The following is a 12,206-nucleotide window of genomic DNA, read 5'->3' as shown; positions in this document are numbered from 1 at the left end:
AAAGGACAGATTTGTTCCGGAAACTGAGCGGAGGCCCTGGAAGGAAAGGTTCACTCAGGAGACGGAATTTCAGGACTTAGATTAGGAGATGAAACATGCAAAAAATAATAAAACCCTGCGGGCTTCACTGCATTAAGGTGAAACATCTCGGGGTGTCGCTGGGGCAGCAGATCATTTTAGAGGATATCAACCTGCACATTCACTGCGGCAGCTTAAATGCAGTGATTGGGCGCAACGGAGCAGGAAAATCCACGCTGATTCGTGCAATTTTAGGAGAAATGGAGCATACGGGAACCATTGAATTCAAGGATCGGGAAAACGGAAAGATTCAAAAACTGAAAATCGGCTATGTCCCCCAGGCGTTGAATATTGAGAAGCAGACGCCTGTCAGCGTTTATGATATGATTGCTGCCTATCACAGCAATGCGCCGGTTTTTCTGAGAAAAAGCAGGAAAATATCAGAAAAAATCCAGGAGTGCCTGAAAATATTTGAGGCAGATTATTTGTTGGATCAGCAGGTCTGCAACCTGTCCGGCGGGGAGCTGCAGAGGGTGCTGCTTTCCATGGCTATCCTGGATTCTCCTAATCTGCTGCTGTTGGATGAACCGGTTTCAGGAATCGATCAAAACGGCATGGAGCTGTTCTATCAGACCATTTACCGGCTCAAGGAAAATTACGATTTGGCGGTTATTCTGATTTCCCATGATTTGGAGTATGTCAGACGGTATGCGGATCAGGTAATTCTTCTGGATAAAACAGTGCTGCGGCAGGGAAGTGTGAAAGAAGTGTTCCAGAGCCAGGAGTTTGCCGAAGTATTTCAGGCAGAAAGGAGTAAGATTAAGAAATGAAAATGTTCTCCTGGTTACAATATGATTTTATGAAATATGCCTTTTTGGCAGTCTTAATTATTACGCCTTTGTTCGGGCTGATGGGAACGATGATTGTCAACCGGAAAATGGCGTTTTTTTCCGATGCGCTGGGTCATTCCGCACTGACAGGCATTGCCGTGGGTGTGGTGTTTGGCGTGAAAAATACCAATCTTTCCATGGTGATATTTGCCGTTGTGTTTGCGCTGCTGCTGAATCAGATCAGCAGCCGTGTGGCGGCGTCCACAGATACGGTGATTTCTGTGTTTTCCTCCTTCAGTATTGCGCTGGGGCTTGCAATCCTGTCCAAAGGCGGGAATTTCAGCAGATATTCCAGTATCCTGGTGGGCGATATCTTAAGCATTACGCCTCAGGAAATATTATATCTTGCTTTGATTTTTTTGATCACACTTGTATTCTGGCTGTTTGGATTCAATAAACTTTTGGCTGTGAGCCTGAATCGGACACTGGCCAAAAGCCGTCATATCTCCGCAGCCTGGATGGAAAATCTCTTTGCGGTGCTGACGGCATTGATTGTAATGGTGTCCATCAAATGGGTGGGAATTCTGATTATCAATGCTCTGCTGATTCTTCCGGCTGCTTCTGCCCGGAATATTTCTGAAACGATGCGGGAGTATCATTTTTTTTCCATTTTGTTTTCGGTATTTTCCGGCGTGTTGGGACTGGTGGTTTCCTACCATGTCAATGTGGCTACGGGGCCGGCCATCGTGATACTGGCCTCGGTGATTTATTTTGTGACCTATGTGTGGGGAAGGAAACATAATCTTTAAAAATTTCGCTGCATTTCTGTGTTCGATGTTGCTGCAGCGGGATTTTTTTCAATTGCCGTATCCTGTCTTTACGAACGTATTTCCTTATGGTAGAATAGCATGAGACAGGGGTTTTTGTGGTTATTTAAGGAGAAACAGGATGGATTATGAGAGAATATTATCAAAGAAACAGAAGTATGAAGCCGGCAGACATAAGATTCATTCTCTGACGCTTTCTTCTTATGAGAAGGACTTTGAACTCACATTTACCCATCATTCCACTGCCATAGAAGGGAATTCTCTTACTTTGATGGAAACAAAAGTCATTCTGGAGGATGGAATTTCTATCGGAGGGAAATCGTTAAGAGAGATTTATGAGGTGGTAAATCATAAAAAGGCGTATGGATATGTGAAAAAATGTGTTGCCTCCCATCAGCAGATGACAGAAGAGATTGCAAAAGAAATTCACTATATGCTGATGGAGAATATTATGACCGGAGGCATTTATCGGAATCAGGAGGTACGCATCAGCGGAGCGGCCCATGTTCCTCCTGCCGGAAATGATATGTATATCCAGATAAAGAACTTTTACGCTGATTTGTCCTGGAAAAGAAAGCAGTTAAACCCAATTGAATATGCGGCCTGGACACATGCGGAATTTGTGAAGATTCATCCTTTTTTGGATGGGAATGGCAGAGCTTCAAGGCTGTTGATGAATTACCAGTTGATGTCAGAGGGCTTTCTGCCTGTTTCCATTGCGAAAGAGAATCGGTTAGAATATTACGAAGCATTGGAAAGCTATGCGGTGGACGGCAATTTGGGGTTGTTTTCAGAATTAGTGGCAGAACTGGAAGAATGCCGGTTAGACGAATATCTTGCAATGGTATTGAGATAAACTATATAGAAAGGAAGCGCAACAGCGCAGAGAACATGAGTGAAAAAATTTTAGCAGTAGCAGCAGGACATGAGATTACAGAACAGGAGCTGAATCATCTTATCAGCAATTATCCGCCGGAGCAGCAGATTTATATGTCCAGTCCCCAGGCGAAGCAGCAGGTGTTGGAGCAGTTAATCGCCTTTCATCTGTTCCACAGGATGGCGGTGGAAGAAGGGATCACCAAATCTCAGGAATATGAAGAAATGGTAGAAAAGTTAAAAGTAGAATTAGCAAGTCATATGGCGGCTACCAGCGTGGTGGAGGGAATCAAAATCGACGAAGAGGAAGAGAAGAAATATTATGAGGAAAACCAGACGGCTTTTCAGGAGAAACCTCAGGTCAGCGCGAAACATATTCTGGTTGAGTCAAAAGAAGAGGCAGAAAAAGTAGCAAAAGAGATAGAGCAGGGCCTTGGCTTTGAAGAAGCGGCCGGGAAATACTCCACCTGTCCCTCCAAAGACAAAGGCGGGGATCTGGGATATTTCACCAAAGGGCAGATGGTGCCGGAATTTGAAAAAGCAGCTTTTGAGGGAGAAATCGGAAAGGTTCTCGGGCCGGTGGAAACCCAGTTCGGCTGTCACCTGATATTGGTGGAGGATAAAAAGGAAGCCAGTGTCCGGCCATTTGAAGAGGTGCAGGCTCAGATTCATCAGCAGTTGATTCAGGGCAGGCAGCAGGAGGCTTATGACGCCAAAGTAAAGGAATTAGAAACGGCTTATGGAGTAGAGCGTAAAGAATGGTAGAAAAATGCCTGCCGGCTTCTGCCGGTTTTTGAATCGCAGAAGTCCGGCGGGAAACAGGAGCAGCAGCATGAAACAGTCTACGAAATATTTAAAAATACTGGTCAACTTAATGGTAGCTTTGGTTACCATTTTATGTCTGTGTTTTCTTTTGCCGAAATTTCTGGTATTTTTTATGCCCTTTGTGATTGGGTGGATTATTTCCATGATAGCCAATCCATTGGTGCGTTTTTTGGAAAAAAGAGTGAAAATTGTCAGAAAACACGGTTCTATGATGATTATTATCGGCGTACTGGCGGCTGTCATCGGACTGGGTTATTTAGGAATTTCCCGTCTGGTGACAGAGGCAGGGCATTTAATTACCAACCTTCCCCAGATGTATGCCAACCTTCAGGAAGATTTTGAGGAAATCGGTGAGAATTTGGAAGTATTTTATCACCGCCTGCCCAAAGACACCCAGGAAAATCTGGAAGAAACCGGTACGGAGCTGACTGGATACCTGGGCGGTTTGGTTCAGGCCATCGGAGAACCAACCTTTGACGCGGCAGGGAATTTTGTCAAAAATGTGCCGGGGACACTGGTCGCCATAATTATGAGCCTTCTTTCCGCCTATTTCTTCACCGCGGAGCGGGATGCAATATTAGCGGAGCTGAAAAAGGCCGCCCCCTCCGGAGTCTGGAATCAGGCGGCAGGGGTGATCAATGATTTGAAACGGGTAGTGGGAGGTTATTTCAAAGCGCAGTTTAAGATCATGGGCGTGGTCTATGTACTGCTGGTGATCGGACTTTTTATTCTGAAGGTAGACTTTGTGCTGCTGGTGGCTTTTCTCATTGCATTTCTGGATATGCTGCCCTTTTTTGGGACGGGAACCGTACTTTGGCCCTGGGCAGCCATTAAAATACTGTCCGGCGATTATCAGATTGCCATCGGCCTGATGATACTTTACGCCGTGACTCAGATTGTGCGGCAGGTGATTCAGCCCAAAATTGTGGGAGACACCATTGGCATGAATCCTCTGGCAACGCTGATTTTTATGTATATCGGTTACAAAGTCAGCAGCATTGCAGGAATGATCATTGCAGTGCCCCTGGGAATGATTTTAATTAATCTGTATCAGGCCGGCGTATTTGAAAATCAGATTCGCTGCGTCCGGGAGCTTGTGAATGACATTAATGAGTTCCGGAAATTTTAATTTCGGTAAGAATTCCTTTTCAGCAGTAAAAACAGCGCGCCGGCAGCCATGACCGCCTGGCTGAACAGAATTCCCCACAGGTACCCTTTGATGCCGGCCGCGGGGATCAGAAACAGGACGAAACCAATGCGGATTCCAAGTCCTGTCACATTCAGGAAAAAGGTGGAAGTGGTTTTTCCCAGTCCGTTTAAAATACTGTGCAGGGTGGTGGACAGGTACAGGAAGGGGCAAATCCATCCTAAAATGACAATAAAGGTGCCGGCAAGCTCATTTCCAAACAGGAACTGCCCCATCCATCGTCCCAGAAACAGAAACAGCATCGTGCATCCAAAGCCCAGAGACAGACTGTAGAAGCAGGTTCTTTTGATCAGGGTCAGGATGTAACGGTGTTCTTTTTTTTCCTGGGCCTCCGCAATGGCAGGCAGCAGCATGACCGATACGGAGTTGGTGAGCACCGAAGGAAACAGCACCATAGGCAGGGCCATGCCGGTGAGAATGCCGTACACGCTTAGGGATTCAGAGTTGGTGTAGCCGTAGAGCCTGAGCTGCCCCGGAATCATAACAGCTTCCATGCTTTGCAGAATGTTTACAAGAACCCGGTTGGCGCTTAAAGGAAAGGACATGAAAAAAATCTGTTTCATGGCCAGAAGGCGGCTGCCCAGATTCTTTTTCCGGCGCAGAAAGCTGACGGAAAACAAAGTGGCGGCCAGTTCGCCCACTACCATGCCCCAGGTTACCAGGCTTAAAGAAATGGCATTGTGCTTTTCCATGGAGATTTCAAAGAAAAGCCATACGCTGGCAACCCGCGCCGCCTGCTCCAGCAGCTGGGAAGCGGCCGGAACGAAGGTTTTCTTTAAGCCGTAGAAGTAGCCGTTGATGCAGGCATGGATGGCGCCGAAGGGGATGGTAAAGGACAGGATTTGAAGCAGCGGCGCGCACCTGGGCTCTTCTAAGAAGCTGACGGCAATCCAACCGGCAAACCGGTACAGAAAAACCATACAGCAAACAGAAAGAGATAAGGACAGCGTCAGCCCGGCAGTCAGGTAGCACTTGTCATTGCAGAAAGAACGGCTTTTGCCGGAGTCTGCGCCGGGATTGTCAGAAGCGATGACAGCCTGCGCCACAAACCGGGAAATGGCGGTCTGTATGGCGGAGGAGGTCAGGGAAATTGTGAGTACATGAATGGGAAAGGTGAGCTGATAAATTCCCATCCCCTCTGCACCAATTCGCTGAGAGAGGAATATTCTAAAGAAAAAGCCGATCAGCCGGGAAAGCAGCCCCGACAGTGTCAAAAGCAGTGTGCCTGTAATCAGAGGATGGCTGCGCATGGAAGTTAATTTCATAAAGTCACCATAATTCTATTGAAGATTATTATCAATGTATGTGGAAACGGGAACCATAATACATAAAAAATAAACTTGACAGCAGAATAAAATCATGGTACTATGCGATTGTACTAAATTCCGACTAAAATACTCGGGATTAAAAAAGGGATAACCGGCAGGCAGTGCAAACTGTGGTCAGGGTATGTTTGTATTGGGCAAAAGGACAGCATTTCTAATAGAGGTGACAGGGTGAAATTATCTACAAAGGGAAAATATGGGCTGCGGGCCTTTATTGATCTGGCAGTCTGCGGAGAAGAAGAACCGGTTTCTTTAAACAGCATTGCACAGCGCCAGGAGATCTCCGTCAGTTATCTGGAACAGTTGATGGCGAAGCTGAAAAAGGCTGGGCTTGTAAAGAGCGTCCGGGGCATCAACGGCGGTTACCAGGTGGCAAAGCCGGTGGAGGAAATTTCCGTGGGAGATGTGCTCCGGGTGTTGGAGGGGGATTTGACCCCGGTAGAATGTGCGGGAATTGACGATAACAAAGAGACGTCATGCAGCGGCTCCTCCCAATGCGTCAGCAAAATTGTCTGGAAGCGGATCAACGACAGCATCAATGATACGGTGAACAGCATTTATATTGGAGAACTGGTGAAGGAAAGCAAAAGGCAGACTGAGAATTCTAAGACAGAGGTGTAAAATATGGGAAAAATGATTTATCTGGATAATGCGGCAACAACGAAAACAGCGCCGGAAGTAGTGGAAGCCATGCTTCCGTATTTTTCAGAGTTTTATGGAAACGCATCTACGGTATATGAGTTTGGCGGAAAAAGCAAGGAGGCGGTTTCCAGAGCAAGGGAAATAATTGCCAATGCCATCGGCGCCAAAGAAAATGAGATTTATTTTACTGCCGGGGGAAGCGAGTCCGATAACTGGGCCATCAAAGCTGCGGCAGAAGCATACGGGGACAAGGGAAAGCACATAATTACCAGTAAGATTGAGCATCACGCAGTGCTGCATACCTGTCAGTGGTTAGAGCAAAATGGCTTTGAGGTTACGTATCTGGATGTGGATGAATTCGGCGTGGTAAAATTAGAAGAACTGAAAAAAGCCATTCGGCCGGATACCATTCTGATTTCCATTATGTTTGCAAATAATGAAATCGGAACCATAGAGCCGGTGGAAGAAATCGGCAGAATTGCAAAAGAACAGGGCATTTTATTCCATACCGATGCAGTACAGGCATTCGGCCAGGTGCCCATTCATGTGGACGAACTGAATATTGACATGATGAGCAGCAGCGGCCATAAGTTAAACGGCCCCAAAGGCATCGGTTTTTTGTACATCCGAAAAGGCGTGAAAATCCGTTCCTTTGTCCATGGCGGCGCCCAGGAGCGGAAACGCCGGGCAGGAACCGAGAATGTGCCGGGCATTGTGGGCTTCGGAAAGGCAGTAGAGCTTGCCATGGCCAATATGGAAACCCGTACAGCCAAAGAGCGGGAATTAAGGGATTATCTGATGGAACGCATACTGAAGGAGATTCCCTTCAGCCGGATCAACGGACACAGAACCAGCCGCCTTCCCAATAATGTAAATATCTGTTTTCAGTTTGTGGAGGGAGAATCCCTGCTGATTATGCTGGATATGAAAGGCATCTGCGGGTCCTCCGGCTCTGCCTGCACCTCCGGTTCCCTGGACCCGTCCCATGTGCTTTTGGCCATCGGGCTGCCCCATGAAATTGCCCATGGCTCCCTGCGGCTTACCCTGGGAGAAGAGACTTCCAGGGAGGACATTGACTACACAGTGGATGCGGTGAAAGAGATTGTCAAAAAGCTTCGGGAGATGTCTCCGCTTTATGAAGATTATATGAAAAAGAACAGCCCTAAGGGCTGACAGCCCGGCAGAATTATGATACGGAAAGAATCTGGAGGAAAAACAATGTATAGTGAAAAAGTAATGGATCATTTTAAGAATCCGAGGAACGTAGGAGAAATTGAGAACGCCAGCGGTGTGGGAACAGTAGGAAATGCCAAATGCGGCGATATTATGCGTATTTTTCTGGATATTGACGATAACGGGATCATTCAGGATGTGAAATTCAAAACCTTTGGCTGCGGCGCTGCTGTGGCCACCAGCTCCATGGCTACCGAACTGGTGAAAGGAAAAACCATACAGGAAGCATTGCAGGTAACCAATCAGGCGGTAATGGAGGCTCTGGACGGACTTCCGCCGGTGAAAGTGCATTGTTCTCTGCTGGCTGAGGAAGCTATCCATGCAGCCCTTTGGGATTATGCGGAGAAAAACGGCATAAAGATCGAAGGCCTGGAGAAACCCAAGAACGATATCAGTGAGGAAGAAGAGGAAGAGGATTATTAAATCCTGATCAACGTTTATGAAAAAAGAAAAAGTAGTGGTGGGAATGTCCGGCGGCGTGGATTCCTCTGTGGCGGCATGGCTGTTAAAAGAACAGGGATATGAGGTCATCGGGGTCACCATGCAGATCTGGCAGGAGGAAGAAGAGCAGCTTCAGCAGGAGCAGGGAGGCTGCTGCGGCCTTTCTGCGGTGGAGGATGCCAGGCGCGTGGCCGCAATGCTGGAGATTCCGTACTATGTAATGAACTTTAAATCAGAATTTAAAAAGCATGTCATAGACTATTTTACAGCGGAATATCTGCGGGGCCGTACGCCCAATCCCTGTATTGCCTGTAACCGTTATGTGAAATGGGAGTCTCTGTTAAAGCGCAGTATGGACATTGGCGCAGATTATATTGCCACCGGGCATTATGCCAGAATCCGCCGGTGTTCTGACGGAAGGTATACGCTGCAGAAATCTGCTGCAAAAGCGAAAGATCAGACCTATGCTCTTTATAATCTGACCCAGTATCAGCTTGCCCATACGCTGATGCCGGTGGGGGATTATACCAAGGAAGAAATCCGGGCCATGGCGGAAAAAATCGGCCTGCGGACAGCAAATAAGCCCGACAGTCAGGAAATCTGTTTTGTTCCGGACGGGGATTATGCAGGATTTATTGAACGGGAGCAAAAGGGAAAGACGCCTCCGCCGGGGAATTTTGTGACAAGGGCCGGAGAAATCTTAGGACAGCACAAAGGAATTACCCATTACACCATCGGACAGCGCAAGGGACTTGGCATTGCCATGGGATATCCGGTGTTCGTGACAGAAATCCGTCCGGAAACCAACGAGGTGGTTCTTGGAACCAACGAAGAGGTTTTTGGGGAGCTTCTGTACTGCAATCAATTGAATTTTATGTCGGTTCCCGATCTGAACGGGGAACTGGAAGTGACGGCCAAAATCCGCTACAATCACAAAGGAGCCGCCTGCCGGGTGGAGAAAATCGGTGAGGATCGGGCCGTGTGCCGGTTTTTAGAACCGGTAAGAGCCATTACCCCCGGACAGGCTGTAGTGTTTTATGATGGAGAGATTGTGGTGGGGGGCGGGACAATTTTATAGATATACGACCTTAACAGGCTTTTGGGAATATTCCCGAAAGCCTGTTTGCAGTTTACGAAAATCAGTTTAGGAAATTTATGTTCTGTTGACAATCGCTGCAAAGTCAGAGATTCAGGCATTTCTTTGTCAATCATGAATACCATTCTGTATCATTCTCAGTGCAAGAATCAATGCTGTTTCCAGAATTTGTTGACGTTTATACAGTTTAAGTGTAACTAATTATTTGAAAATTTACATTTACTCCCTCAAAAAGAACTTTTAATGTTTCTTTTAAGAAAACTGGAAGAAAGATATTATAATTTACTTACATTCAGAACAGCGAAAACAAATCTAAGAAAAAAGATGAATTAAGGAGAAAAGTGTATGGGATTGAAAATTGAAAATCTTTCCAAAACATATGGGAATTTTACAGCCCTTAATCATATCTCTTTCAAGATAGATAACGGGCAGATTCTCGGAATTCTTGGAAGAAACGGTGCTGGAAAAACGACAACCATAAAGAGTGTTATGGGTATTATTGAACCAGACGGTGGAAAAATTACTTTTAATGAAAAGCAGATTCAAAATAAAAATGTCAGTATAGGATATCTCCCGGAGGAACGGGGATTGTATGTAAATGCCAGGGTAAAAGATCAGCTGCTTTATCTTGCAATGCTGAACGGTATGAAAAAAAACATTGCGTTAAGGGAAATAAAACGGATGCTTGAAGAATTTAAAATACCCGGTTATCTCAATAAAAAGGTAAAAACCCTTTCAAAAGGAAACAAGCAGAAAATACAGCTGATAAGCGCAATTCTTCATAAGCCGGAAATTGTAATTTTAGATGAGCCTTTTAGTGGGTTAGATCCGGTAAATATTGAATTATTTAAAAAGACTGTTTTGAAGCTTAAGGAACGTGGAGCAACAATTCTTTTCAGCAGCCACAGGATGGAGGATGTGGAAGAGATGTGTGATTGGATTGTAATGCTTAATAGAGGAAATGTGGTTGAAAATAACACAGTAGACGGTCTTATTGAAAAATATTCCAGGGAACATGTGGTGGTAATCCATGCAGGAAAGGATATTACGCATCTTTTAGAGGATTTAAATTTGAAACTGGAAAAAAGAGATGGCATGCGTTTTGAAGTTTACTATGATACCCAGGAAAAACTTCAAAAACTTTATCTGGAAATGTTTGCCCAAGGGATAGACATAATAGAAATTCAGGAACAGAAATGTACCCTTCAATCTATTTTTATAAAGGAGTTGTCGGATTATGAAAAATAAAATGAGAAACGTGGTGTGGTTCACTTATATACAGGTGTTAACATCAAAATGGTTTATGTTTATTGCAATACTTGGAATTGCAGGAATTATTTTCTCAACCCAGTACGATAAAATTTCATCTTTGATGTCAGGGGACAGCGTAACAGCGCAGCAGGAAGCTGTGGAGGAAATAGCGGTGAGCAGTCAAATACCCCCAGAGGATGCAGTTTTTATATTGCAGTTTCTAATTGTGGTTATATTATTTCTTCTAATTTTAATTTATGGAACTAATATCGCTAATTCGATTGTGGAAGAAAAAAGCGCGAGGATTATAGAGACACTTTTGTGTTATGTGAAACCATTGGAATTATTGGGAGGAAAAATTCTTGCTTATGTATTGGGCATTATGACCCAGGTTGGAATTTGGGCAATATTTTATTTAGGACTTAAGATCTTTGTAAAAATGCCGCAAAATTTAATTTTGTCTTTATTTGGCTCGTTAAAGATGGAGGCGCTGCTGTTGCTGCCGATATCGATTGTGTTTGGCTTTATAATGTATGCATTTGCTTTTGCTGCAGTTGCTTCATTTGCCGATAATGCACAGGATTCCACACAATTAACAATGCCAATTGGGATTGTTATACTGGCAGTATATTTTTTAAGCATTGCCGTTATGAATGGATTGAGTGGAAGCTGGATTGAAATATTGTCGTATGCACCATTCTTTTCACCCATTATGACATTTGTAGTTGCGGATCTGAGCATTATGGCATGGCCTGAGTTCCTGTTGAGAGTGGGAGTGATGGCTATGGAAACAATTGTTGTGGCCATTATCTGCAGCAAAATATATAGAAGAGGAGTTATAAGCTATGGTGTCAGAAAACCATCATTTCTCAAATGGATCGGCAGAAGAAAGCGCAGTAGTTGTTGTGGGAGCCGATAGCAGTATAGGCAAAGCGCTGGTTCCGGAATTGCTTTTAAAATATAAAAGACTGATTTTGACAGAAACATCAGAACGTTATATTGAATTAAAAGAAATGGAAAAAAAGATAAAGACTTTCTATCCAACTCAAAGGATTGATTCCTTTGAGCTGGATATACAAAATGAAAATTCAATAGAGCATTTTAGAAAGTTCATTGGAGACAAATATCAGATTAATTCTCTGTTTTATCTGGCTGGAATCAATATACTGATTCCTTCATTGGAACTGTCAGGTGAAATGTGGGATAGAATTTTAGAAATTAATTTAAAAGGATTTTTCTTAATGGCGCAATGTGTTGCAAAAAATATGATTTTGAACCAGGGAGGCAGCATTGTCGGGATAGCTTCACAACATGGAGTTGTTGCAAATACCAATCGGGCGGCATATTGCGCAAGCAAGGCAGGAATGATTCATCTGGCCAAAGAATTGGCCTATGAATGGGCAAAATACGGAATTAGAGTTAATACAATTTCACCTACTATGATTCTGTCTGAGAAAAATAAGGATATTCTGGAAGGGCCGCGGGCCAAAAGAGAATATTTGAATAAAATTCCCTTAAAAAAATATGCTACGCCTAAAGATATCAGCGATGCGGCAATATTTTTAAATTCGGAAAAAGCGGGAATGATTACAGGAGAAAATTTAATTGTGGATGGTGGTTGGACAATTAGCTGAA

General features: G+C 44.6%; 13 protein-coding genes. 12 read left to right on the top strand and 1 reads right to left on the bottom strand.

Annotated elements, in window-relative coordinates; all coding sequences use genetic code 11:
• The first annotated feature begins 95 nt into the window (after positions 1 to 95).
• The 5 genes from ACTO17_RS02660 to ytvI all read left to right on the top strand — a co-directional run bounded on the left by ACTO17_RS02660 (position 96) and on the right by ytvI (position 4,505).
• Positions 96 to 848, top strand: coding sequence for a metal ABC transporter ATP-binding protein (locus ACTO17_RS02660; RefSeq protein ID WP_172538226.1), 753 nt, complete (start codon positions 96 to 98; stop codon positions 846 to 848).
• On the top strand, positions 845 to 1,657 hold the full coding sequence (locus ACTO17_RS02655) for a metal ABC transporter permease (protein WP_172538227.1): 813 nt from the start codon (positions 845 to 847) through the stop codon (positions 1,655 to 1,657). The genes ACTO17_RS02660 and ACTO17_RS02655 overlap by 4 nt, the downstream gene beginning before the upstream one ends.
• Before the next feature lie 139 nt (positions 1,658 to 1,796).
• Positions 1,797 to 2,531 carry a Fic family protein gene (locus tag ACTO17_RS02650; protein WP_482556800.1) on the top strand — a complete coding sequence of 245 codons (735 nt, stop codon included), beginning with the start codon at positions 1,797 to 1,799 and terminating at the stop codon, positions 2,529 to 2,531.
• A gap of 35 nt (positions 2,532 to 2,566) precedes the next feature.
• Positions 2,567 to 3,316, top strand: a complete 750-nt coding sequence (locus tag ACTO17_RS02645) for a peptidylprolyl isomerase (RefSeq protein WP_172538229.1) — start codon at positions 2,567 to 2,569, stop codon at positions 3,314 to 3,316.
• A 67-nt stretch (positions 3,317 to 3,383) separates the two neighbouring features.
• Positions 3,384 to 4,505, top strand: coding sequence for a sporulation integral membrane protein YtvI (ytvI, locus tag ACTO17_RS02640; protein WP_482556799.1), 1,122 nt, complete (start codon positions 3,384 to 3,386; stop codon positions 4,503 to 4,505).
• Here the strand turns inward: ytvI and ACTO17_RS02635 are convergent.
• Positions 4,502 to 5,848, bottom strand: coding sequence for an oligosaccharide flippase family protein (locus ACTO17_RS02635; RefSeq protein WP_482556798.1), 1,347 nt, complete (start codon positions 5,846 to 5,848; stop codon positions 4,502 to 4,504). The two genes, ytvI and ACTO17_RS02635, sit on opposite strands and share 4 nt — an antisense overlap.
• Positions 5,849 to 6,079: 231 nt before the next feature.
• On the opposite strand from ACTO17_RS02635, the gene ACTO17_RS02630 reads away from it, so the two are divergent.
• The 7 genes from ACTO17_RS02630 (at position 6,080) to ACTO17_RS02600 (ending at position 12,205) form a co-directional block, all read left to right on the top strand.
• Positions 6,080 to 6,529 (top strand): RrF2 family transcriptional regulator, encoded by a 450-nt coding sequence (locus ACTO17_RS02630; RefSeq protein ID WP_482556797.1) that lies wholly within the window; start codon positions 6,080 to 6,082, stop codon positions 6,527 to 6,529.
• Positions 6,530 to 6,532: 3 nt separating this feature from the next.
• Positions 6,533 to 7,723 (top strand): cysteine desulfurase NifS, encoded by a 1,191-nt coding sequence (gene nifS / locus ACTO17_RS02625; RefSeq protein WP_172538233.1) that lies wholly within the window; start codon positions 6,533 to 6,535, stop codon positions 7,721 to 7,723.
• A 45-nt stretch (positions 7,724 to 7,768) separates the two neighbouring features.
• Positions 7,769 to 8,206, top strand: coding sequence for a Fe-S cluster assembly scaffold protein NifU (gene nifU, locus ACTO17_RS02620; protein WP_482556796.1), 438 nt, complete (start codon positions 7,769 to 7,771; stop codon positions 8,204 to 8,206).
• A 16-nt stretch (positions 8,207 to 8,222) separates the two neighbouring features.
• Complete coding sequence (mnmA, locus tag ACTO17_RS02615; RefSeq protein ID WP_482556795.1) at positions 8,223 to 9,302, top strand: tRNA 2-thiouridine(34) synthase MnmA; 1,080 nt, start codon at positions 8,223 to 8,225, stop codon at positions 9,300 to 9,302.
• 363 nt (positions 9,303 to 9,665) lie between these two features.
• Positions 9,666 to 10,568: an ABC transporter ATP-binding protein gene (locus ACTO17_RS02610; protein ID WP_482556794.1), complete on the top strand. Its 903-nt coding sequence runs from the start codon at positions 9,666 to 9,668 to the stop codon at positions 10,566 to 10,568.
• Entirely contained in the window at positions 10,558 to 11,490 is a 933-nt protein-coding gene (locus ACTO17_RS02605; protein ID WP_482556793.1) for an ABC transporter permease, read from the top strand. Before ACTO17_RS02610 ends, ACTO17_RS02605 begins: the two co-directional genes overlap by 11 nt.
• On the top strand, positions 11,417 to 12,205 hold the full coding sequence (locus tag ACTO17_RS02600) for an SDR family NAD(P)-dependent oxidoreductase (protein WP_482556792.1): 789 nt from the start codon (positions 11,417 to 11,419) through the stop codon (positions 12,203 to 12,205). Before ACTO17_RS02605 ends, ACTO17_RS02600 begins: the two co-directional genes overlap by 74 nt.
• Position 12,206: the final 1 nt, after the last annotated feature.

The organism is Petralouisia sp. (genome assembly GCF_056822245.1).
The sequence above is the reverse complement of the archived record's forward strand: the minus strand, read 5'-3'. Positions and strand labels throughout refer to the sequence as shown.

Bases quoted from the DNA above. Each gene is read 5' to 3' on its own strand.
- ACTO17_RS02635 (WP_482556798.1), bottom strand. From the start codon at position 5,848: ATGAAATTAACTTCCATGCGCAGCCATCCTCTGATTACAGGCACACTG.
- ACTO17_RS02650 (WP_482556800.1), top strand. From the start codon at position 1,797: ATGGATTATGAGAGAATATTATCAAAGAAACAGAAGTATGAAGCCGGC.
- mnmA (WP_482556795.1), top strand. From the start codon at position 8,223: ATGAAAAAAGAAAAAGTAGTGGTGGGAATGTCCGGCGGCGTGGATTCC.
- nifS (WP_172538233.1), top strand. From the start codon at position 6,533: ATGGGAAAAATGATTTATCTGGATAATGCGGCAACAACGAAAACAGCG.
- ytvI (WP_482556799.1), top strand. From the start codon at position 3,384: ATGAAACAGTCTACGAAATATTTAAAAATACTGGTCAACTTAATGGTA.
- ACTO17_RS02655 (WP_172538227.1), top strand. From the start codon at position 845: ATGAAAATGTTCTCCTGGTTACAATATGATTTTATGAAATATGCCTTT.
- ACTO17_RS02605 (WP_482556793.1), top strand. From the start codon at position 10,558: ATGAAAAATAAAATGAGAAACGTGGTGTGGTTCACTTATATACAGGTG.
- ACTO17_RS02660 (WP_172538226.1), top strand. From the start codon at position 96: ATGCAAAAAATAATAAAACCCTGCGGGCTTCACTGCATTAAGGTGAAA.
- ACTO17_RS02610 (WP_482556794.1), top strand. From the start codon at position 9,666: ATGGGATTGAAAATTGAAAATCTTTCCAAAACATATGGGAATTTTACA.
- nifU (WP_482556796.1), top strand. From the start codon at position 7,769: ATGTATAGTGAAAAAGTAATGGATCATTTTAAGAATCCGAGGAACGTA.
- ACTO17_RS02645 (WP_172538229.1), top strand. From the start codon at position 2,567: ATGAGTGAAAAAATTTTAGCAGTAGCAGCAGGACATGAGATTACAGAA.
- ACTO17_RS02600 (WP_482556792.1), top strand. From the start codon at position 11,417: ATGGTGTCAGAAAACCATCATTTCTCAAATGGATCGGCAGAAGAAAGC.